Here is a 20102-nt window from a genome sequence, read left to right as displayed (position 1 = left end):
ATGACATTTTCCATCGCCGCCCGTTGCCCCGAAACCGGTCAGTTCGGCATCGCCATCAGCTCCTCCAGCATCGCCGTCGGCGCCCGTTGCCCGTGGCTGTTGCCGGGTGTCGGCGCGGTGTCGAGCCAGAACATCACCCTGCCGTCGCTCGGCCCGGAAGTGCTCGCCTTGATGGAACAAGGCCTGGCGCCCGAGGCGGCGGTGGACAAGGTGCTGACCCGCAACGGCTACAGTCAGTACCGGCAGATCACGGCCATCAATCACCTCGGCCAGACCGCGCATTTCAGCGGTGCGCAGACCCTCGGCGTGCACAACGCCGTGTCGGGCGAGCAATGCGTGGCGGCGGGCAACATGCTCGCCGGGCGCTCGGTGATCGAAGCCATGGTCGGCGCGTTCGAAGAAGGCGAAGGTCAGTTGGCCGATCGTCTGATCAAGGCCCTGCACGCCGCCCAGGCCTTGGGCGGTGAAGCAGGCCCGGTGCATTCGGCAGCCGTGGTCGTGGTCGGCGAGCTGACCTGGCCTATCGTCAACCTGCGGGTGGACTGGGCCGATGAAGACCCGATCGGTCAATTGCAGAAACTCTGGGACGCCTATCGCCCGCAGCTTCAGGACTACATCGACCGCGCCCTCGATCCGGCCAAGGCGCCGGGCTACGGGGTTGCCGGAGACGACCGATGAGCGACAGCGTCGCGTTGCTCAAGACGCTGGTGGGGTTCGACACCACCAGCCGCGAGTCCAACCTGCAATTGATCGACTTCGTGCGCAGCTACCTCGAAAGTTTCGATGTGCCGTGCGAGCTGATCTACAACGATGAGCGCAGCAAGGCCAATCTGTTCGCCACGATTGGTCCGGCCGATCAGCCGGGCATCGTGCTGTCGGGGCACACCGATGTGGTGCCCGTCGATGGCCAACCGTGGACGCTGCCGCCGTTCGAACTGAGCGAGCGTGACGGCAAGCTTTACGGTCGCGGCACGGCGGACATGAAGGGCTACATCGCCTGCGTGCTCGCGCTGGTGCCGTCGTTGATCGAAGCACCGTTGCGCCTGCCGGTGCACATTGCCCTGTCCTACGACGAAGAAGTCGGCTGCCTCGGCGTGCGTTCGCTGCTCAAAGTGCTGGAGCAGCGTCCGGTCAAACCGTTGCTGTGCATCATCGGCGAGCCCACCGAACTTAAACCGGTGCTCGGGCACAAGGGCAAACTGGCCATGCGCTGCGATGTCCAGGGTCATGCCTGTCACTCGGCCTACGCGCCACTCGGGGTCAATGCCATCGAATGCGCCGCCGAGCTGATCGGCGAGCTGGGACGCATCGGCCGGCAACTCAAGGACGAGCACCTCGATCCGCGTTTCGACCCGCCGTACTCCACGGTGCAAACCGGCGTGATCAACGGTGGCAAGGCGCTGAACATCGTTCCCGCCGATTGCCGTTTCGACTTCGAAATCCGCGCCCTGCCCTCGCAGGATCCGGCGCTTGTCGCGCAGCAACTCAAGGCCTACGCCGAGCAGCAAATGCTGCCGCGCATGCGGGCCGTCAGCGAGCTTAGCGATATCCGATTCAGCGAATTGTCGGCGTATCCGGGGCTGGCTACCGATGCCCGAAGCAAGGCTGCCGAGTTGATCGCCACGTTCTGTGGCTCGGACGATTTCGGCACCGTGGCCTTTGGCACCGAAGGCGGACTGTTCGATGCGGTAGGGATTCCCACGGTGGTGTGCGGTCCCGGCAGCATGGATCAGGGCCACAAACCGGACGAGTTCGTCAGCGTCGATCAGCTCACGGCCTGCGATGAAATGCTGCATCGAATGCTGGCTTCGATTCGCCTCTGAAAAAACCGGTCTGGCTGCTGGATTCAAATCCGCCAGCCAAGCCGCAGGATCACTGACAGACAGCTGCTCCGATGGAGGTCAGCTGCGTTGTCGTTCATGGCGCTGAAACATCCGGAACAGAGCGTTTTCAGCTGACCGGAGAGCCTCGTTTTTTTAACGCCTGAAGCAACAAAACTACTAATTTATCTCTCCCCTTTCCTTGCCCATGATCAACCCCAACAAGAAATGCGCCGTCCGTGCCGGCGCTCACTGAAGTACGTCCACGTACTCGTCCTTGCCTTGGAGTTCGTCATGGCCACCTCTGCAACAACGTCCGCACCGCTCATTGAAAAACACACGATCGGCTATGTGCCGCCCGAAGATCGCCACGGAAAGGTCAGGGATCTGTTCACCCTCTGGTTCGGCGGCAATATCGCACCGTTGCCCATCGTCACCGGCGCCCTCGGCGTGCAGTTGTTTCATCTGAATCTGGTGTGGGGCATCGTCGCCATTCTGGTCGGCCATCTGGTCGGCGGTGTGCTGATGGCGCTGCACTCGGCGCAAGGTCCGCAGATGGGCATTCCGCAGATGATCCAGAGCCGTGCGCAGTTCGGTTCCCTCGGCGCGCTGCTGGTGGTGTTGATTGCCGGCGTGATGTACATCGGCTTCTTCGCCTCCAACATCGTGCTGGCCGGCAAGTCGCTGCATGGTGTGGTCGACAGCGTTCCGGTGCCGGTCGGCATCGTCATCGGCGCGCTGGGTTCGGGGATCATCGGGATCATCGGTTACCGCTTCATCCATGTGCTCAACCGCATCGGCACCTGGGTGCTGGGGATCGGCATCGTGGTCGGTTTCGGCTACATCCTCAACCACATCCAGACCGATGATTTCCTCACTCGCGGCAGCTTCAACATCTCGGGCTGGCTTGCGACGGTGTCGCTGGCGGCGCTGTGGCAGATCGCGTTTGCGCCTTACGTGTCGGACTACTCGCGTTACTTGCCGGCGAATGTGCCGGTGGCGGCGACCTTCTGGACGACCTATCTGGGATCGGCGCTGGGTTCGAGCCTGTCGTTCGTGTTCGGCGCCGTTGCCGTACTGGCCACGCCAGTGGGCATGGACACCATGGATGCAGTGAAACTCGCCACCGGCGCAATCGGCCCGCTGATGCTGGTGCTGTTCCTGCTCAGCGTCATCAGCCACAACGCGCTCAATCTGTACGGCGCGGTGCTGTCGCTGATCACGCTCGTGCAAACCTTCGCCTACCGCTGGATCCCGACCGCCAAGAGCCGCGCGGTGATTTCGATCATCGTCCTGCTGGCCTGCTGCTTCGCTGCGGTCGGCGCTTCGGCAGACTTCATCGGCCACTTCGTCGACATGGTGCTGGTGTTGTTGGTCGTACTGGTGCCGTGGACCGCGATCAACCTGATCGACTTCTACGCCATTCACAAAGGCCAGTACGACATCGGCTCGATCTTCCAGGTCGACGGCGGCATCTATGGGCGTTACAACCCGCAAGCCTTGCTGGCCTATGCGATCGGTATCGCGGTGCAGATTCCGTTCATGAACACGCCGCTGTACGTCGGCCCGGTGTCGGCGCACATCAACGGCGCGGACCTGTCATGGGTGGTTGGCTTGCTGGTGACCTCACCGCTGTATTTCTGGCTGGCGACCCGTGACAGTGCTTATCGTCGGCGGCTGACCTCTGGGAAGCTGGCGGGCAGTCTCTGAGATTGACTCGATGCACCAACAAAGGCCCGCCCTGTGCGGGCCTTCTGCTTTGCGTTGTGCTATTTCTTTACGCCCGACGACAACCGGAGATGGAAATCCAATGCTGCGAATTCTGGGCAAAGCCTCATCGATCAATGTGCGCAAAGTGCTGTGGACCTGTGCTGAACTGAACCTGCCCTTCGAACGCGAAGACTGGGGCTCAGGTTTTCAATCAACGTTGACGCCGGAGTTCCTCGCACTCAATCCCTGCGCGATGGTGCCGGTGATTCAGGACGATGATTTCACGCTGTGGGAGTCGAACTCGATCATTCGCTATCTGGCGTCGCGCTATGACGGCGAGCAACTTTACCCGAGCGAGGCGCGCGCCCGCGCACGGGTGGATCAATGGATCGACTGGCAGGCTTCGGAGCTGAACAAATCCTGGTCGTACGCGTTCATGTCGCTGGTACGCAAGTTACCTGCGCATCAGGACAGCGTTGCTCTCGCGGCCGGTTGCCGGGAGTGGGCACGGCACATGGAGATCCTCGACCGGCAGCTGCAAAAGACCGGCGCCTATGTCAGCGGCGAGCAGTTTTCCCTCGCCGACATCCCGATCGGCCTGTCGGTCAATCGCTGGTTCGAGACGCCGCTGGAACATCCAAATCTGCCGGCGGTGAGCGCTTATTACGAACGTTTGAGCCAGCGCCCCGCTTACCGGTTACATGGACGAAACGGCACACCGTGATGCCGGTCACTTGTTTTTGAACGCCTCACGCCGCGCCTGTCGTTCGGCGGCGTACGCCTCTTGCGGCTGGCTGATCAAATCCTCACGGCGCAACACCTCACCGCAGTGATCGCACAACGGCCCGAGGCCGGCGCTGTGGTTGCAGTTCTTGTGGGTCATGTTCACCGCCAGCCCTTCCTCCGGTGACTTGCACCAAGTCTCTCCCCAAGCGCGCAACGCAATCACCACCGGGTAGAACGCCTCCCCCTTCGCGGTGAGGTGGTACTCGTAGCGTTTCGGTCGCTCGTTGTACAAGCGACGTTCGACCAGTCCGTCCACCTCCAGGCTTTTCAGACGCGCGGCGACCATCTGCGGCGTACCGCCGGTCTGGGCCAGGATCTCGTCGTAGCGATGGCTGCCCATGAACAATTCGCGCAAAACCAGCACCGTCCAGCGGTCGCCGACGATCGCCTCGGCCCGGGAAATCGGGCACAGCGTCTCGGGAAGACTATCGTTTACAGCCATCAGGGCTTGCCTCTTTCACAGTTACTATGATTATCATATCAACACGATGCGGGAACAAGCCCTGAGCATCGATCACTCTCATTGCCGGAGTACATCGTCATGTCGAAACCTCTCTACCCACTCGACAGAACCGCCTACCTGCTGGTCGATCCGTACAACGATTTTCTCTCGGACGGCGGCAAGATCTTTCCGCTGATCAAGCCGATGGCCGAGCAGAACGGTCTGCTCGACAACCTGCGCAAACTCGATCGCGCCGTGCGGGCCCTGCCGATTCCGGTCGTCATCGTACCGCATCACCGCTGGGTCAAAGGCGACTACGAGAACTGGGATCACCCAACCCCGACCCAACAAAAGATCATGCACATGCACCACTTCGCGCGCGGCGAATGGGGCGGTGAATGGCACCCGGATTTCGCACCGAAGGACGGCGACATCGTGGTTCAGGAACACTGGGGCTCCAGCGGTTTCGCCAATACCGACCTGGATTTTCGCCTGAAACAGCAAGGCATCACCCATGTGATCATCGTCGGCCTGCTGGCCAACACCTGCATCGAAGCCACCGCCCGCTACGCATCGGAACTCGGCTATCACGTCACGCTGGTGCGCGATGCCACCGCCGCGTTCAAAGAGGAAATGATGCACGCCGCCCACGAACTCAACGGCCCGACGTTCGCCCATGTCATCACTACCACGGACGAACTGATCGCGAGCCTTCAGTCGCAGGGTGACGCGAAATGAGTCTGACCGGCCACCTGCTGATCGGCGCCGCTGACGTCCCCGCCACCGAGGGCACGATGAAGGCGCTGAATCCGGCAACCAACACGCTGATCGAACCGGAATTCGCCTTCGGCGGTGCAGCGCAGGTCGATCAGGCGGCAACCCTCGCCGATGCGGCCTTCGACAGCTACAGCCACACTTCGCTGGCCGAACGTGCGGCGTTTCTCGAAAGCATTGCCGACAACCTCGACGCCGTGCGCGAGGAACTGGCCGCCCGCGCTGCGCTGGAAACCGGTCTGCCTCAGGCACAGCTCGAAGGCGAAGCCGCCCGGGCCGCGACTCAGTTCCGTCAGTTCGCCGACGTGGTGCGCAAGGGTCGGTTCCTGCAACTGGCGATCGACCCGGCGCAACCTGATCGCCAGCCGCGACCACGGATGGATCATCGCCTGCAGAAAGTCGCCATCGGCCCGGTAGCGATCTTCGGTGCGAGCAACTTTCCGATCTCCTATTCGGTGGCCGGCGGCGACACCGCATCGGCACTCGCGGCCGGTTCGACAGTGATTCTCAAGGCCCATAACGCGCATCCCGGCGCCTCGGAAATTCAGGCTCGCGCTATCCGCAAAGCGGTGCAGATGCATGGCTTGCACGAAGGGGTTTTCTCCATGGTGCGCGGTGGCGGCAATGCCATCGGTGAGGCGCTGGTTGATCATCCTTTGATTAAAGCGGTGACGTTCACCGGCTCAGAGGTGGGCGGCATGGCGCTTTATCGCCGCGCGCAGTTGCGGCCTGATCCGATTCCAGTGTTCACCGAAATGACCAGCGTCAACCCGACGTTCATTTTGCCCGCAGCGCTGTCCGCACGTGGCGGTGAGATCGGCGATGGTTTTATCGAGCGGATGCTGGTGAATGTCGGGCAGGCCTGTCTGTGTCCGTCGATCCTGATCGCGGTCGAGAGTGAAGGTCTGCAAGCGCTGCGCAGCGCCATGATCAAACGCGTCAGTGAAGTGCCAGCACGCACGATGCTGACGCCGGGGATTCACGGTTCATACGTCAAAGGGCTGGTGGCGATGGAGAGCGTTGGGGCGAATCTGGTGGCAGTTGGCGCGCCGGTGGATGGCCAGTTTGAGGGCCGCTCGGCATTACTGGAAGTTGACGGCCAGCGCCTGCTCAGCGAACCGGCGCTGGCCCATGAAGTGTTCGGCCCGGCGGCGTTGTTGGTAACGGTCAACGATGAAGAAGAGTTGCTGGCGGTCGCCCGTTCGTTCAAGGGTCAACTGAGCGCAGCCATTCACCTTGAAGACCGCGATCTGGATCTGGCCCGGCGTCTAATGCCGATCCTCGAACGCCGCACCGGACGCATTGTGGTCAACGCTTTCTCCCATCCGCAAGAAGTGACCTTCGCCACCGTACACGGGGGGCCGTTCCCGGCTACGTCTGACAGCCGCTTCACCTCGGTCGGCATGACTTCGATCGAGCGCTTTTTGCGGCCGGTGGCGTATCAGGGCTTTCCCGATGCGTTGTTGCCGGAAGTGTTGCGTGACGGTAATCCGCTGCAGCTACCGCGTCTTGTCGATGGCCAATAAACCCGTCCCGGTTCGGCGCAATACCGAACCGGGACGCAGGTTCAAATTCGCGCCAGCCATTCATGCCCCGGGTGTAACAGGGCCAGATTCGTCATCAACCATTGCCGCTCCCCGGACGAAAGCCTGGGCAAGGTGAGATTGAAATCGGCTTGATCCTTTGCCCTGAGGTGTTTGGCCTTGAACAACAGAATGGCCGCGGGCCTGAGATAGGGAATACCCGCATCGTTCGTGCAGACCATTTCACTGCGTTCGCCTGTGATCGACGTATCGCGTTTGTAAACCCACCTGTCCGGCGTTCCGGGTTCGATCATCATGTCGACCCGCCAGGCTTGTGCCACGGTGTCAAAACACCAGATCTGAAAAATGTCGGCAGCCGGTTCGCGATTTGACTCCAGCAGCTCAAAGACACCGCCCTTGACCGCATAGTAATCCAGAGCCCCCAGCGCCTCGCGAAACACCGGAAAATCTTCACGCAGGAGGGTGAACTCAAGATCCTCATGCGTTCGGGTTTGCTGTCCCTGCCAGACATCAAGTGCCCATCCGCCGACGATGCACCAAGGACACTCGATGTGTGCGAGTCGCTTGAATAAATCGGTGGGTGTCCAGGGGCTCCATGCCTCTTGATCCGGTAGGTGTTCCTGAGCCGTCATTTGCTGTTCTCCATGTCCCTGACTTTATGCGGACATTGAAACAAAAAAAGTGCCGGACTCGCTTGAGCCCGGCACTTCTTTTTTTAGCCTTTGATCCCGCGATTCGATCAGGCCGGCACGCCCAGAATGATGTGCGAAGCCTTGATCACTGCTGTCGCGCTGACGCCCGCCGCCAGGCCCAGTTCACTCACCGCATCGCGGGTCACGATCGAATAGACCTTCGAACCGCCAGCCAGCTCGATCACCACTTCAGCGTTGACCGCACCATCAGTCACGCTCAGCACCTTGCCTTGCAGGCAGTTGCGGGCCGACAGGCGAATGTCGCTGGATTCGGTCATCAGCATCACCCAAGGCGCCTTGACCAAAGCAACGGCTTCTTTGCCCACCGCGATGCCCAGGCTCTTGAGGCTGGCCAGGGTCACGACCGCGACCAGCTTCTCGCCGCCCGGCAGGGTCAGGACGACTTCCGCATTGACCGAGCCTTCCTGAACCTGGCTGACCTGACCTTTGAACACATTGCGGGCACTGACTTTCATGATGGACGTCCTTTTTTTTGACTTTTGAGTTAGGAAACGGGCTGCATCATCGGAGCAAGCGCTATGTAGTTACAACTATAGCGCTGCACCTGAATCAACATTGATTCCTGACTCTAGATCAACAAGTCCTCATAGAAAGCACCGTACGGAAGCTCAGCATGTTCGATCTGGATTTCCAGAATCCACACACCGGCATTCGGAGCCTGATCGAAATCCCCCAGATTGCCGCCGCGATAGATCGCATGAGGAAAATCGCTGACCCGGTGGCCCTTGATGTCCAGGTTCAGTTTCCAGCCCATGGCTTCGGCCTGATCGGTGGCGTAACGGTACAGCTAGACACCGGTCACGCCCTGACGCCAGAAGGCTTCGACCTTGTCGAAGAGTTCTTTGGAGGCCGCCGCACAAGCGACCATTTGCGGATCGGAACCGGCAACGAACGTCGCCCCGGCATCGCCTTCGTGACCTTCCCAGACCACGCCCATGTCGATGAAGAAAATGTCGTTCTCGCCCAGAACGGGATCGCCGTCGGAACGCTCCTTGAAGGTCTTCAGCGTGTTGGCGCCGAAGCGGATCAGCAGCGGATGCCAGATCCGGTCCATGCCCAGTTCGACGAGAATCTCTTTGCCTCGCGCATGGGCTTCCGACTCGCGCATTCCCGGTTTGATCACCTTGGCGATCTCGTCCACGGCCTTCCAGGTCAACTGCTGGGCGTGGCGCATGGTTTCCAGCACAAAACGCTCACCTACCGCTTCTTTTCCGCTCAGGGCTGTGGTCATCGCTGATTCCTTCTGGCTAATCGCTTGCGCTGTATAGTTTTTTATATTGCGAAACAGGACGCCTAAGATACAACCATGACACAACGTGTCAATTCTCTTCTGCGCGCACCACACCGCGCTCCTCGAGCAAGCGCACAAACATGCTCAGACTGCGCGAAACCGTACCCCGCCGCCATACCAGCCACGTCGTCAGATAGCGAAAATCCGACGCCAGTGGCCAGACACTTACCGTCGCGCAACCGGGCATGCTCTGCAGCATGCTGCGCGGCATCAATGCCAGACCGGCGCCCGCGCTGACGCAGGCGAGCATGCCGTGATAGGACTCCATTTCAAAAATCTTGCCGGGCACGGCAGCGTCGGTGCTGAACCATTTTTCGAAGTGATGGCGATAGGAGCAGTTCGAGCGGAACGCATAGATGTTCTCGCCGTTCACGTCCGCAGCGCGCTGGATCGGCCCGTGATGGAGCGGCGAGATGATGACCATTTCCTCTTCGAACGCCGGGATGCCCTCGAGCGCCGGGTGCAGGACCGGGCCGTCGACGAACGCGGCCGCCAGGCGCCCGGAGAGCACACCGTCGATCATCGTCCCGGATGGCCCGGTCGACAGGTCCAGATCGACCTTCGGGTGTTGCTGGTTATAGGTCGCGAGCAAACCGGGAATGCGCACCGCCGCCGTACTTTCCAGCGAGCCCAACGGGAACGCGCCTTGCGGTTCCTCGCCGGCCACCGTGGCGCGGGCTTCCTGCACCAGATCGAGAATGCGCCGCGCGTATTCAAGAAAACTCCATCCGGCCGGCGACAGGCGCAAGCGGCTTTTCTCGCGGATGAACAGGTCGACGCCCAGGTCTTCCTCCAACTGCTTGATGCGGGTCGTCAGGTTCGACGGCACGCGATGGATCTGCGCCGCCGCAGCACTGATGCTGCCGTGCTCGGCAACGGCCTTGAAGATTTCCAGTTGCACCAGATCCACAGTCATTCTCCAATCGTGAAAGAAACGCTCTTTATTATTCAGTTTCCAGAAACCAAACACCACCCTACTCTGAGCGCATCCACTGACCTCGCAGGACGATGCCATGAGCCCGATTTCCAGCCAGACCCACGCCATCTCGATCAACCCCGCCACCGGCGAGCAGATCGGTCACTACGCTTTTGAATCCGCCGAAGCCCTCGACGCTGCACTGACCCGCGCCGCGTTCGGCTTCAACAAGTGGAAACGCAAACCGCTGCAGGATCGCTCCCGCACCCTGACGGCGCTGGCCGGTGCTCTGCGTGACAGCAGCGAAGCCATGGCGACCATGATCACCCGGGAAATGGGCAAACCGATCGCCCAGGCCCGTGGCGAAATCGAGAAATGCGCCAAGCTCTGCGAGTGGTACGCCGAACACGGCCCGGCCATGCTCAACGCCGAAGCGACGCTGGTCGAAGGCGGCAAGGCGCGCATCGAGTACCGTCCGCTCGGCCCGATCCTCGCCGTGATGCCGTGGAACTTCCCGATCTGGCAAGTGCTGCGCGGCGCCGTCCCGGCGCTGATCGCCGGCAACACCTACGTGCTCAAGCATGCGCCGAACGTGATGGGCAGCGCCTATCTGTTGCGCGACGCCTTCACCCGCGCCGGTTTTGCCGATGGCGTGTTCGAAGTGATCAACGTCACTCCGGAAGGCGTGTCCACCGCCATTGCTGACCCGCGCATTGCCGCCGTGACCCTGACCGGCAGCGTCCGTGCCGGCATGGCCATCGGCGCACAGGCCGGTGCCGCACTGAAGAAATGCGTGCTGGAACTGGGCGGTTCCGATCCGTTCATCGTGCTCAACGACGCCGATATCGACAAAGCCGTGCAAGCCGCAGTCATCGGTCGTTACCAGAACTCAGGGCAAGTCTGCGCCGCCGCCAAACGCCTGATCATCGAAGAAGGCGTGGTCGAAGAGTTCACCCGCAAATTCGTTGAAGCCACCCGCCAGTTGAAGATGGGCGATCCGTTGTCCGCCGATAACTACATCGGCCCGATGGCCCGTTTCGACCTGCGCGACGAACTCGATCAACAAGTACGCGACACCCTGGAAGAAGGCGCCACCCTGCTGCTCGGCGGCGGCAAGGCCCAAGGCCCGGGCAACTACTACGAGCCGACCGTACTGGCCGACGTCACCGACCGCATGACTTCGTTCAAGCAGGAACTGTTCGGCCCGGTGGCCTCCATCATCACTGCCCGCGACTGCGCTCACGCCGTGGCCCTGGCCAACGACAGCGAGTTCGGCCTGACCGCCACGATCTACACCGCCAACGTCGCCCTGGCCCAGCAACTGACCAGCGAACTGGAAACCGGCGGCGTGTTCATCAACGGCTACTCCGCCAGCGACCCGCGCGTGACCTTCGGCGGCGTGAAGAAAAGCGGTTTCGGCCGCGAGCTGTCGCACTTCGGCGTGCGCGAGTTCTGCAATGCGCAGACGGTGTGGCTGGATCGCCGCTGAGTCAGCAAACAAAAAGAAACCGGGCCAGGCCCGGTTTCTTTTTACGCCAACACTTTCAGTCCTTGAAATCCGTGGACAGCGCCAGCTCATTCCACTCGGCCAACTCCTGCGCCACCAAGCGGTTCTTCGCTTCGATCCGCGCAATCGTGTCGCTGCCCAGCGCCAGCCGCTGCGGCGGGTTCGGTGCGTTGACCAACGCCAGCATCGCTTCGGCAAACTTCAGCGGATCGCCCGGTTGCGCATGGTTGGCCGCTTCGGCAAACGTGCGCATCTTGCCAACGGTTTCGTCGTAGTCCGGCAGTACCAGCGCGGTCTTGATCAGCGATTGTTCGTCGAGGAAGTCGGTGCGGAAGAAGCCTGGTTCGACCACCGTGGCATGAATGCCCAGCGGCGCGAGTTCCTGATGCAACGCTTCGCTGATGCCTTCCACCGCGAACTTGGTCGAGCCGTAGACGCCCCAGCCCATGTACGCCTGATAACCGCCAATCGACGAGATATTGATGACCCGTCCGCTGCGCTGGGCGCGCATGTGCGGCAACACGGCGCGGGTGACGTTGAGCAGGCCGAACACGTTGGTGGCGAACAGGCGCTCGGTTTCGCTGGCGCTGGTTTCTTCGACGGCACCCAACACGCCGAAGCCGGCATTATTGATCAGCACGTCGATGCGGCCGAAGCGCTTGATGCCTGCTGCCACCGCTTGGTGGGCCTCTTCTTCGCGGGTGACATCGAGGCGCACCGCCAGCAGGTTCGGGTGATCGCCTAGGCGGTCGGTGATGTCTTGCGGGTTGCGGGCGGTGGCAATCACCGCGTCACCGGCACGCAGGGCCTGTTCAGCGATAAGGGTGCCAAAACCACGGGAAGCTCCGGTAATCAGCCAGGTACGCATATCAACTCCTCCTGTCGGTGACCCTGGCGAGATTGCCGGGCCTTCTTGATGAGTTGAGTCGACTTTAAAGCCGTGCTACTGATGTGATAATCCCAACAAATTTGCATGACTTTGTGAAAGGTGTTCACAAATGAAAAACCCGTCCACGGCGGATCTGTCGATTTTTCTCTGCATTGCCCAGCACCTGAATTTCAGCCGTGCGGCAGTGGATCTGGGCCTGACACCGTCGGCGCTGAGCCATTCATTGCGAGCACTGGAAAATCGCCTCGGCGTGAGGCTGTTCAATCGCACCACCCGCAGCGTGGCGCTTACCGAAGCTGGCGAACGGCTGTATGCGCGGCTGAAACCGGCGTTTCGCGACATCGACGACGCACTCGAAGACCTCAATCACTTTCGCGACAAGCCCTCGGGCAATCTGCGCATTACCTCCGGGCGCCAGGCCTGCGAACTGGTGCTGCTGCCGATTGCCAGCGAGTTCTTGCAGGCCTATCCGGACATCCGCCTGGAAGTGGTCGAAAGCGATGCGCTGCTGGATATCGTCGCCGGCGGTTTTGATGCAGGTGTACGCTTCGGCAACCGACTGGAAGCTGACATGGTGTCGTTACCCATCGGACCGAATCTGCGTTCGGTGGTGGTCGGCTCGCCCGGCTTTTTCGAACGACATCCCGCGCCACAAAAACCTGAAGATTTGCATGCCCTTCCCTGCATCCGACATCGGTTCCCGAGCGGTTCGATGTACCGCTGGGAATTCGAACGCGGTGGCATTGAACAGGAAATCGAGGTCAACGGCCCCCTGACCCTGGGCGATGTCAGCCTGATGATCGGCCCGGCGTTGCAGGGCTTGGGACTGGCCTATGTATTCGAGGACATGGCCCGTGAGCACCTGGCGAGCGGACGGCTGGTACAGGTACTGGCGGACTGGTGTCCGTTCTATCCCGGCCTGCATTTGTACTACCCGAGCCGACGCCACGTACCGGCGCCGCTCAAGGCGTTTATCGATTTCGCCCGCCATGCCCGCGAAGGCAAATCGGGCTGAGTCGCTCTACAGATATTTCAACCAGGTTATGTCGCGGCGCCGGGCCTTCAACGCCGAAAACCAGCTCACGGCCGGGAACAACGCGACCGCCAGCACCACCGCCGCCAGCCACACCGCCGTCACCGACGAGAAACCGAAATAGGTGCCCTGATTAAGCCCGAACAGCGCCACGCCGATCAGGTACAGCACCTTCAGCGCATACAGGTGCAGCAGGTAGAAAAACATCGGCGCCGAACCGAACACCGTCAGCCAGCGAATCCAGCGCCGATCCTGCGCGCGCTCGAACACCAGCAACAGCAACAGCCCGACACTCACCGTCAACGTGATGAACAACAGCGACGGCGGGTATTTGGTGATGTTGAAAAAGCTCATCAGGGTTTGCAGACCGCTGTCATTGATCGACCACGGTTTCTCGCCATAACCGTTGACCAACCGCAGTGCCACGAACCCCAGCAGCCCGGCGAGGCCACCGATCAACAAACGGCGCTGGCGCACACCTGCATCGGCTGCACGAGCAAACCACGGCCCGAGCGCGTAACCCAGACCGATCACGCCGATCCACGGCAACAACGGATACGAGGTGCGCAGGCGCAAGGTCTCGCCTGCCTCGATCCAGCCCCGGTCATGCAGGATTGCCCATGGCACGTGCAGGGCCGACTCGGTTGCGAAGTGCAGTCCGTCGAGCAGGTTGTGCCCGGCGATGATCGCCAGGCTCAGCGTCAACAGCAGCCAGCGTGGCAGCCAGACCAGCAGCGACAGCGCGATCATGCTCAGGCCGATCGCCCAGATCACTTGCAGGTAGATCACGGTCGGCGGCAGCTGGAACGTCCAGGCAAAATTCACCAGGGTGAATTCGAGCGCGACCAGAAACAGCCCACGCTTGAACAGGAAGGCACTGACGTCAGCCTTGCCGTCGTACTTCTCGCCGAACAACCACGCCGACAACCCGGTCAGCAGCACGAATACCGGCGCGCACAAATGCGCCAGGGTACGGCTGAAGAACAGCGCCGGCTCGGTGTTGGCGATGTCCATCGGGTCGGACACCTGACGATGCAACAGAAAGGTTTCGCGCACGTGGTCCAGCAACATGAACAGAATGACCAGGCCACGCAGCGCATCAATGGACAGCAACCGGCCAGTCGCCGAGGGGGCAGAACGGGGAACCGCAATCGTCATGGAAGTATCGCAATCGAAAGGTTGATCGATGCGGCCGCCCGAAAGCGGTCGCATAATTTGCGTTACCTTATAACATGAAAAACCGATCCAATCGCTAGCGGTTCTCAAACAGCGATCACGCTGTGCGCAAGGTTTCCAGAACGACCTGCAACGGATGGCGCAGCTGTTGATCGGCCTGGCGCTTGACCTGACTGCGGCAGGAATACCCGGTGGCCAGCGCCTCGCCCTTCTCCGCTGGCGCCTCGATCTGCTTCGCCCAGGATTGCTCGTAGATCACCGCCGAGGTTTCGCGATTGCGCGCTTCGTGTCCGTAAGTGCCGGACATGCCGCAGCACCCGGTTGCCTGGGTCGCCAGCTTCAGGCCGACGCGTTCGAACACCTGTTCCCACTGCCGTGTGGCGGCCGGGGCGTTGGTTTTTTCGGTGCAGTGCGCCAGCAGGCGAAAGGTGTCGTCACGACGCTGAGAGACTTGCTCCGGCATGACCTTGAGCAACCACTCCTGCACCAGCGCCACCTCCGGGCATTTCTCCATCCCCGGTACTTTCAGATATTCCTGGCGATAGACCAGAGTCATCGCCGGGTCAAGCCCCACCAGCGGCACGCCGATCTCGGCCAGTGCGCGCAATTGCCCGGCATTGCGCAACGCCGCGCGATTGAACGCCGAGAGGAAACCCTGCACATGCAGCGGCTTGCCGTTGGCACTGAAAGGCGCCAGGTAAACCTGATAGCCGAGGCGCGAAATCAGCTCGATCAGATCCGCCAGCAACGGCGCCTCGAAGTAACGGGTGAAGGCATCCTGCACCAGCACCACACTGCGTTCGCGTTGCGCCTGGGTCAGCGTCGACAACACGTCGACCGACGCCGGTTGAACCTGCCAGCGACGCATCGCCGCGTGGAAATCGAAGCGGCTGAGCAACGGCACATCGACCATGCCACCAAGACGCTCGATCAAGCGACGGCTGAACGAGGCGCCCATCAAGCCGTTGTAGAGCAACGGAATCCGCGCCATGTACGGAATCGTGTACTCCAGCGAGGCAATCAGATAATCCCGCGCGGGCCGCAGATAACGGGTGTGGTACAGCTCGAGAAACCGCGAGCGGAAGTCCGGCACGTTGACCTTCACCGGGCACTGCCCCGCGCAGGACTTGCACGCCAGGCACCCGGCCATGGCGTCGTACACCTCGTGGGAGAAGTCCTGTTCCTGCGCACGGCTATTGCGCCAGCGCTGCAGCAATGTGCTGTAAAACGGCGGACGGCGGCTGGAGTCGGACAACACATCAACACCCGCCTCACCCTGCAACCGCAGCCATTCGCGAATCAGCGAGGCGCGGCCCTTGGGCGACTGCGCGCGCTGGCGGGTGGCTTTCCACGACGGGCACATGGCGTCGTCGGGATCGAAGTTGTAGCAGGCGCCGTTGCCGTTGCAGTGCATCGCCGCGCCGTAGTCCTGCCAGACTTTTTCGTCGATCTGCCGATCGAGTTCGCCGCGCAGGGTCACTTCGTCGATTTTCAGCAACGCCGCGCCGGGAATATTCGGCGTGGCGATCTTGCCGGGGTTGAACTGGTTGAACGGATCGAACGCCGCCTTCAAGGCTTGCAGCGCCGGGTACAACGCGCCGAAGAAGGCCGGCGCGTATTCCGAGCGCAGGCCCTTGCCGTGTTCGCCCCACAGCAGGCCGCCGTAACGCTGAGTCAATGCGGCTACGCCGTCCGACACCGGGCGCACCAGTGCGGCTTGTTGCGGATCCTTCATGTCGAGAATCGGCCGCACGTGCAGCACGCCGGCATCGACGTGGCCGAACATGCCGTACTGCAATTGGTGGCTGTCGAGCAGGTCGCGCAGTTCGGCGATGTACTCGGCCAGGTGCTGCGGCGGCACGGCGGTGTCTTCGACAAACGGCTGCGGTCGCGCTTCACCGGCGACGTTGCCGAGCAACCCCACCGCCCGTTTGCGCATGCCGTAGACGCGATTCACCGCCGCATGCCCGACGGCCAGCGTGTGGCCCAGGCGCTCGACCGTGGCGTCGATGCCCAGGTGCTGGACGAAAGCCTCGACCCGACCTTGCAATTCCTCGGGATCGTCGCCGCAGAACTCAACCAGGTTGATCCCCAGCGTCGGCCGCTCGGCGCTTTCCGGGAAATACTCGGCGACGCCATGCCAGACGATGTCCTGCATCGCCAGCAACAGCACTTTGGAGTCCACTGTTTCGATCGACAGCGGCTTGAGCGCCATCAACGCCCGGGCATCGCGCAAGGCATCCATGAAGCCGGCGTAGCGAATGTTCACCAGCATCGTGTGCTTGGGGATCCGCAACACGTTGAGCTTGGCCTCGACCACAAACCCCAGCGAACCTTCAGCGCCGCACAGCACGCTGTTGAGGTTGAAACGGTTGTCGGCCTCGCGCAGGTGCGCCAGGTCGTAGCCGGTCAGGCAGCGGTTTAGATCGGGGAAGGTTTCCCGGATCAGCTCGCCCTGCTCGTCGATGATCTGCCGCGCGCAACGGTACACCTCGCCGGCCCGGCCCTCACGGGCGCATTCCGCTGCCAGCTCGCTTTCTTCCAGCGGGCGGCCGTGCAAGCGCTCACCACCGCGCAGGACCATGTGCAGCTCCAGCACGTGGTCGCGGGTCTTGCCGTAGGTGCAACTACCCTGGCCGCTGGCGTCGGTGTTGATCATGCCGCCGACGGTGGCGCGGTTCGAAGTCGACAGTTCCGGGGCGAAAAACAGCCCGGCGGATTTCAGCGCGGCGTTCAGTTGATCCTTCACCACACCGGCCTGCACCCGCACCCAACGCTGTTCAACGTTGATTTCGAGGATGCGGTTCATGTGCCGCGACAGGTCGACGACGATGCCGTCGGTCAACGACTGGCCGTTGGTGCCGGTGCCGCCGCCGCGAGGCGTGATCACCACCTTCTGGTAAGCCGGCTCGGCGATCAGACGCGCCAGCAGCGCCACGTCATCGGCGTCGCGCGGGAACACCGCCGCTTGCGGCAAGCGCTGATAGATCGAGTTGTCGGTGGCCAGCACCACACGGCTGGCGTAGTCGGCACTGATTTCGCCACGAAAACCGCCGGTTTCAAGGGCTTTAAGAAACTGCTGGTAGTCGGTGTTCAACGCGGTGGAAGGCGACAGCTGGGCAATCATCGGAAGGGCAATCTCGGTCAAAAACGGGCCGTGTGGCGGTGAACAGTTGTGCGCAATGAATGATTGCGTCACGCTCCCGCCATCTCATAGGCCTTATGTTCATTGCAGAGCGATGTCGGGACAACCGTAAAATCGACCCGCAATCCATGACTAAAACGAATGAATCCGCGAACCCTCACTCCCTCGATGTCGTTGCTGCTGGCGTTTGAAGCCGCCGCACGCCATGAAAGCTACACCCGCGCCGCCCACGAACTGTCGCTGACTCAAAGCGCGGTCAGCCGGCAGGTGCAGATTCTGGAAAAGATGCTCGGCATGCGCCTGTTCAGCCGCGAAGGCCGGCGAGTGATCCTTACCGACGTCGGGCGCCTGTATCAGCGCGAACTCTCCGAGGCCCTCGGCCAGATACGCAGCGCGACGTTGCAGGCCATGGCGTTTGGCTCGGGCATTCACAGTTTGCGCCTGGCGACACTGCCAACTTTCGGCTCGAAATGGCTGCTGCCGCGCTTGAAGGACTTCTACACCGCGCACCCGGGCATGACGGTGCACCTGCATTCACGCATCGAAACCATCGACTTCGACACCAGCGAAATCGACGCGGCGATTTGCGTCGGTGGCGGTGACTGGCCGGGGCTGACCGCCCACCGCCTGCACACCGAAGAACTGGTAGTGATCGCCAGCACGCAGCTGTCCGATGCCGAACGCCGTGCGGCCGACAAGGACATCGCCGGGCAGCTGCTGCTCAACGTCAGCAGCAACGCTCAGGCCTGGTCCGAGTGGTTCAGCCATCACGCCCTGCCCCATCGCAGCATGCGCATCGGCCCGAGTTTCGAGTTGACCTCGCACCTGATCCAGGCGGTGCGCGCCAATATCGGCATCGGCCTGGTGCCGAGGATTCTGGTGGAGGATGAGTTGCATAACGGCGAGCTGCTGCAACTGGGCGAACCGATCAGCAGCCGGCGCAGCTATTACCTGGTGTACCCGGCGCGCAATGAGTCGCTGGCGTCGCTGAAGGCGTTTCGCGACTGGCTGATGCGTACGCTCTGAAACAACAGAGGGCGCCTTTTGGCGCCCTCTGGCTTTGCTCGATCAGAACCGCGGCTTCAGCGCTTTCCAGTCAGGTTTGTAGCGCTGCATCTGCCGCACATCATCGCGCTGACGAATGCCGCAGGTCAGGTACTGATCATGCAGCTTGCCCAGTTGATCGTGATCCAGTTCCAGCCCCAGGCCCGGTGCACGCGTGATCTTCACGCAGCCATCGACGATCGGCAGCTTGCCGCCCTTGATCACTTCTTCATCCGGTTCCTGCCACGGGTAATGGGTGTCGCAGGCGTAATCCAGATTCGGCACCGCCGCCGCCACGTGCGCCATCGCCATCAGGCTGATGCCCAGGTGGGAGTTGGAATGCATCGACACGCCGAGGCCGAAGGTGTCGCACATTTTCGCCAGGGTCTGGGTGTCGCGCAGACCGCCCCAGTAATGGTGATCGGCGAGGACAATCTGCACGCTGTTCAACGCGACGCTGCGGCGGAACTCGTCGAAATCGGTGACCACCATGTTGGTCGCCAGCGGCAGCCCGGTGCGTTTGTGCAGCTCGGCCATGCCGTCGAGGCCCGGGGTCGGATCTTCGTAATACTGCAGATCATCGCCCAGCAACTCGGCCATGCGGATCGAGGTTTCCAGCGACCAGTTGCCGTTGGGATCGATGCGCAGCGGATAACCGGGAAAGGCCTTTTTCAGCGCCTTGATGCACGCCACTTCGTGCTCCGGCGGCAGCGTGCCGGCCTTGAGCTTGATGCTCTTGAAGCCGTAAGCCTCGATCATCCGCGCGGCCTGCGCGACGATCTGCTGTTCGTTCAGTGCCTCGCCCCAGTTGTCCGGTTTGTATGGTGAATCGACGTGCTGCGCATACTTGAAAAACAGGTAGGCGCTGAACGGCACCTCATCGCGCACCGCACCACCCAGCAGATCCACTAGCGGCACGTTCAGGTAGCGAGCCTGCAGGTCGAGAAACGCCACTTCGAACGCCGAATACGCGTTGCTGACGGCCTTGCTGGCGTGGGAACCGGGGGCGAGTTCAGCCCCCGCCAGAGTGGCCGGTTTGTTGGCAGCGACCGTGGCCTGAACGATCCGACGCAACTGATTGAGGTTGAACGGATCGAGACCAATCAACTGCGACTGCAACTGTTGCTGGATCGCCAGCGCCGGGGCATCGCCATAGCTTTCGCCGAGGCCGATGTAGCCGTTGTCGCTCTCGATCTCGATGATTGAGCGCAGGGCGAACGGTTCGTGGATGCCACTGGCGTTGAGCAGCGGCGGATCACGGAAAGCGATCGGAGTGACGGTTACGCGAGTGATTTTCAAAATGACGCTCCTG

17 protein-coding genes and 1 pseudogene are annotated in these 20102 nt (G+C 61.7%); 9 read left to right on the top strand and 9 right to left on the bottom strand.

Features of this window, described 5'->3' with window-relative positions; translation table 11 throughout:
* The 4 genes from AC1RT4_RS03090 (at position 1) to AC1RT4_RS03075 (ending at position 4254) form a co-directional block, all read left to right on the top strand.
* Complete coding sequence (locus tag AC1RT4_RS03090) at positions 1-678, top strand: DUF1028 domain-containing protein (RefSeq protein ID WP_493083465.1); 678 nt, start codon at positions 1-3, stop codon at positions 676-678.
* Positions 675-1823: an acetylornithine deacetylase gene (gene argE / locus AC1RT4_RS03085; protein ID WP_493083463.1), complete on the top strand. Its 1149-nt coding sequence runs from the start codon at positions 675-677 to the stop codon at positions 1821-1823. Before AC1RT4_RS03090 ends, argE begins: the two co-directional genes overlap by 4 nt.
* Positions 1824-2114: 291 nt before the next feature.
* Positions 2115-3530, top strand: coding sequence for a purine-cytosine permease family protein (locus tag AC1RT4_RS03080; protein ID WP_493083461.1), 1416 nt, complete (start codon positions 2115-2117; stop codon positions 3528-3530).
* A gap of 100 nt (positions 3531-3630) precedes the next feature.
* Positions 3631-4254, top strand: a complete 624-nt coding sequence (locus AC1RT4_RS03075; RefSeq protein ID WP_493083459.1) for a glutathione S-transferase family protein — start codon at positions 3631-3633, stop codon at positions 4252-4254.
* A gap of 6 nt (positions 4255-4260) precedes the next feature.
* Here the strand turns inward: AC1RT4_RS03075 and AC1RT4_RS03070 are convergent, their stop codons facing one another.
* Positions 4261-4758, bottom strand: coding sequence for a winged helix-turn-helix transcriptional regulator (locus AC1RT4_RS03070; protein ID WP_493083457.1), 498 nt, complete (start codon positions 4756-4758; stop codon positions 4261-4263).
* Between the two features lie 99 nt (positions 4759-4857).
* Here AC1RT4_RS03070 and AC1RT4_RS03065 point away from each other — a divergent pair, with 99 nt between their 5' ends.
* Together AC1RT4_RS03065 and AC1RT4_RS03060 are read left to right on the top strand one after the other, a co-directional pair.
* On the top strand, positions 4858-5496 hold the full coding sequence (locus tag AC1RT4_RS03065) for a cysteine hydrolase family protein (RefSeq protein WP_273897418.1): 639 nt from the start codon (positions 4858-4860) through the stop codon (positions 5494-5496).
* Positions 5493-7058: an aldehyde dehydrogenase (NADP(+)) gene (locus AC1RT4_RS03060; protein WP_493083455.1), complete on the top strand. Its 1566-nt coding sequence runs from the start codon at positions 5493-5495 to the stop codon at positions 7056-7058. Before AC1RT4_RS03065 ends, AC1RT4_RS03060 begins: the two co-directional genes overlap by 4 nt.
* Positions 7059-7099: 41 nt before the next feature.
* On the opposite strand, the gene AC1RT4_RS03055 is transcribed toward AC1RT4_RS03060, so the two are convergent.
* The 4 genes and pseudogenes from AC1RT4_RS03055 to ptrR all read right to left on the bottom strand — a co-directional run bounded on the left by AC1RT4_RS03055 (position 7100) and on the right by ptrR (position 9990).
* Positions 7100-7708, bottom strand: a complete 609-nt coding sequence (locus tag AC1RT4_RS03055) for a nucleotidyltransferase domain-containing protein (protein ID WP_493083453.1) — start codon at positions 7706-7708, stop codon at positions 7100-7102.
* Positions 7709-7815: 107 nt separating this feature from the next.
* Entirely contained in the window at positions 7816-8244 is a 429-nt protein-coding gene (locus AC1RT4_RS03050; RefSeq protein WP_493083451.1) for a TOBE domain-containing protein, read from the bottom strand.
* 113 nt (positions 8245-8357) lie between these two features.
* Positions 8358-9020 (bottom strand): annotated as a pseudogene (locus tag AC1RT4_RS03045) (M24 family metallopeptidase).
* A gap of 88 nt (positions 9021-9108) precedes the next feature.
* On the bottom strand, positions 9109-9990 hold the full coding sequence (ptrR, locus tag AC1RT4_RS03040; protein WP_007950470.1) for a putrescine utilization regulator PtrR: 882 nt from the start codon (positions 9988-9990) through the stop codon (positions 9109-9111).
* A gap of 103 nt (positions 9991-10093) precedes the next feature.
* Between ptrR and AC1RT4_RS03035 the strand changes: the two genes are divergently transcribed.
* Positions 10094-11485 carry an aldehyde dehydrogenase family protein gene (locus tag AC1RT4_RS03035; RefSeq protein ID WP_493083449.1) on the top strand — a complete coding sequence of 464 codons (1392 nt, stop codon included), beginning with the start codon at positions 10094-10096 and terminating at the stop codon, positions 11483-11485.
* A gap of 55 nt (positions 11486-11540) precedes the next feature.
* On the opposite strand, the gene AC1RT4_RS03030 is transcribed toward AC1RT4_RS03035, so the two are convergent.
* Positions 11541-12371 (bottom strand): oxidoreductase, encoded by an 831-nt coding sequence (locus AC1RT4_RS03030; protein WP_085602985.1) that lies wholly within the window; start codon positions 12369-12371, stop codon positions 11541-11543.
* Between the two features lie 130 nt (positions 12372-12501).
* Between AC1RT4_RS03030 and AC1RT4_RS03025 the strand changes: the two genes are divergently transcribed.
* Positions 12502-13407 carry a LysR family transcriptional regulator gene (locus AC1RT4_RS03025; RefSeq protein ID WP_493083447.1) on the top strand — a complete coding sequence of 302 codons (906 nt, stop codon included), beginning with the start codon at positions 12502-12504 and terminating at the stop codon, positions 13405-13407.
* Positions 13408-13413: 6 nt separating this feature from the next.
* Here AC1RT4_RS03025 and AC1RT4_RS03020 read toward each other — a convergent pair whose 3' ends face one another.
* Complete coding sequence (locus AC1RT4_RS03020) at positions 13414-14583, bottom strand: acetyltransferase domain-containing protein (protein ID WP_493083445.1); 1170 nt, start codon at positions 14581-14583, stop codon at positions 13414-13416.
* A 115-nt stretch (positions 14584-14698) separates the two neighbouring features.
* Positions 14699-17728 carry a D-2-hydroxyglutarate dehydrogenase YdiJ gene (ydiJ, locus tag AC1RT4_RS03015; RefSeq protein ID WP_493083443.1) on the bottom strand — a complete coding sequence of 1010 codons (3030 nt, stop codon included), beginning with the start codon at positions 17726-17728 and terminating at the stop codon, positions 14699-14701.
* 159 nt (positions 17729-17887) lie between these two features.
* On the opposite strand from ydiJ, the gene AC1RT4_RS03010 reads away from it, so the two are divergent.
* Positions 17888-18772, top strand: a complete 885-nt coding sequence (locus tag AC1RT4_RS03010; RefSeq protein WP_493083441.1) for a LysR substrate-binding domain-containing protein — start codon at positions 17888-17890, stop codon at positions 18770-18772.
* Between the two features lie 42 nt (positions 18773-18814).
* On the opposite strand, the gene AC1RT4_RS03005 is transcribed toward AC1RT4_RS03010, so the two are convergent.
* Complete coding sequence (locus AC1RT4_RS03005; RefSeq protein WP_493083439.1) at positions 18815-20089, bottom strand: glucarate dehydratase family protein; 1275 nt, start codon at positions 20087-20089, stop codon at positions 18815-18817.
* Positions 20090-20102 lie beyond the last annotated feature (13 nt).

Source organism: Pseudomonas sp. GW821-FHT11D10 (genome assembly GCF_058808435.1).
This window is presented reverse-complemented; position numbering and strand designations above follow the sequence as displayed.